Source organism: Mesorhizobium sp. M7A.F.Ca.AU.001.01.1.1, assembly GCF_004022735.1.
In the GTDB taxonomy this organism is placed as follows: Bacteria; Pseudomonadota; Alphaproteobacteria; order Rhizobiales; family Rhizobiaceae; genus Mesorhizobium; species Mesorhizobium ciceri.
This window is the reverse complement of sequence record NZ_RZPF01001002.1, coordinates 1-1,684: the sequence shown is the minus strand read 5'-3', so window position 1 is coordinate 1,684 and position 1,684 is coordinate 1. Positions and strand designations below refer to the sequence as shown.

The 1,684-nt window shown below is 66.0% G+C and carries 1 protein-coding gene and 2 pseudogenes; all 3 read left to right on the top strand.

Features of this window, described 5'->3' with window-relative positions:
* Positions 1–213: pseudogene (locus EN884_RS35105) on the top strand (diaminopropionate ammonia-lyase); the annotation flags it as partial.
* Complete coding sequence (locus tag EN884_RS35100; protein WP_013532461.1) at positions 210–1,436, top strand: Zn-dependent hydrolase; 1,227 nt, start codon at positions 210–212, stop codon at positions 1,434–1,436. The pseudogene EN884_RS35105 and the gene EN884_RS35100, both read left to right, overlap by 4 nt.
* A 33-nt stretch (positions 1,437–1,469) precedes the next feature.
* Positions 1,470–1,684, top strand: a pseudogene (locus tag EN884_RS35095) (amidohydrolase); the annotation flags it as partial.

Here is a 1,684-nt window from a genome sequence, read left to right as displayed (position 1 = left end):
GTGATCGTCGCCGGCGAAAGCGGTGGTGTCGGCCTTGCCGGGCTGATCCGGGCGGTGGCCGACAACCGGGCCGATCTTGGACTTGACGGCAAATCGCGGGTGCTGGTGATCAACACCGAAGGCGCCACCGACCCGCATCGCTACGCCGAACTGGTTGGCATGAACCCGGCCGATGTGCTGGAAGGCAAGATGACAGCCGAGGCAACGGCATGATCGCCATCGATGCGCAGCGCCTGCTCGGCCGCATCCGCGAACTCGGCGCTGTTGGCCGGGATGTCGAGGGCAGGCTGACCCGGCTGGCCGCCTCAGACACCGACAGGCAGGGCCGCGACCTCTTCGTCGGCTGGCTTCGGCAGGCCGGGCTCGATGTCGCCATCGACCGGGTCGGCAACATTTTCGGCATCTGGCAAAGCCCGGAAAACACCGGGCAAGCGCCGCTGCTCATCGGCTCGCACATCGACACCGTCATCGATGCCGGCATTTATGACGGCTGCTACGGGGTGCTTGCCGGGCTGGAAGTGATCGAGACGCTCAAGGCGACAGGCTTTTCGCCGTCGCGCCCGGTCGCGGTCGCCGCTTTCACCAATGAGGAGGGCGTACGCTACACACCCGACATGATGGGCTCGCTGGTCCACGCCGGCGGCATCGATGCCGAAACGGTGCTGGCGGCCGTCGGCACCGACGGCAGCGTGCTCGGGCAGGAGCTTGCCCGCATCGGCTATGCCGGCGACCGGGAACCCGGCTTCCTCACGCCGCACGCCTATCTCGAACTGCATATTGAGCAAGGGCCGGTGCTGGAGCGCGAAGGCTTGCCGGTCGGCGCGGTGGAGAATCTGCAAGGCATCTCCTGGCAGCGCATCACAATCGACGGCGTCGCCAACCATGCCGGCACCACGCCGATGTCGATGCGCAACGATGCCGGCCACGCCGCCGCCCGGGTCATCACCTTCCTGCTCGACCGGACCAAAGCCTCGAACGCGCCGACCGTCGCCACCGTCGGCACGATCCGCTTCGAGCCGAATGCCATCAATGTCATCCCTTCGCGCGCGGTCTTCACCGTCGATCTGCGCGATCCCGACGAACAGCGCCTGCAGGCGGCGGAAGCGGCGCTTGCCGCCTATCTCGAGCAGCTTGCCGCCGCTGAGAACGTGACGGTTTCGGTCGAGCAACTGGCCCGCTTCGAACCGGTGATCTTCGACCTGCGCATCGTCGAACAAATCGAGGCCGCCGCGAAACGCCGTGGCCTCGGGGTCAGGCGCATGACATCAGGCGCCGGCCACGACGCGCAGATGCTGGCGTGTATCGCGCCTGCGGCGATGATCTTCGTGCCGAGCGTTGGCGGCATCAGTCACAGTCCTCGCGAACACACCGATGACGCCGAGCTTGTTGCCGGCGCCAACATCCTGCTTGATGTGGCCGCGCAACTGGCAAAGTAGGTCAGAAGGGGCAGAAGCAGAAGGGGCAGAAGAATGTCTGAACTCGATCGCGACGCGCTGAAGCAGGAGATGATTTTCTGGCGGCGCGATCTGCATGCACACCCGGAATTCGGCTTCGAGGAGAAGCGCACCGCCGCCTTCGTCGCCGCCAAACTGCGCGAATTTGGGTTGGACGATGTCACCGAAGTCGTCGGCGGCACCGGTGTCGTCGGCACGCTGAAGAGCGGCAGCGGCAACCGGGCGATTGC

Excerpts from the sequence above, each read along its gene's own strand:
- EN884_RS35100 (WP_013532461.1), top strand. The coding sequence starts at position 210 with ATGATCGCCATCGATGCGCAGCGCCTGCTCGGCCGCATCCGCGAACTC.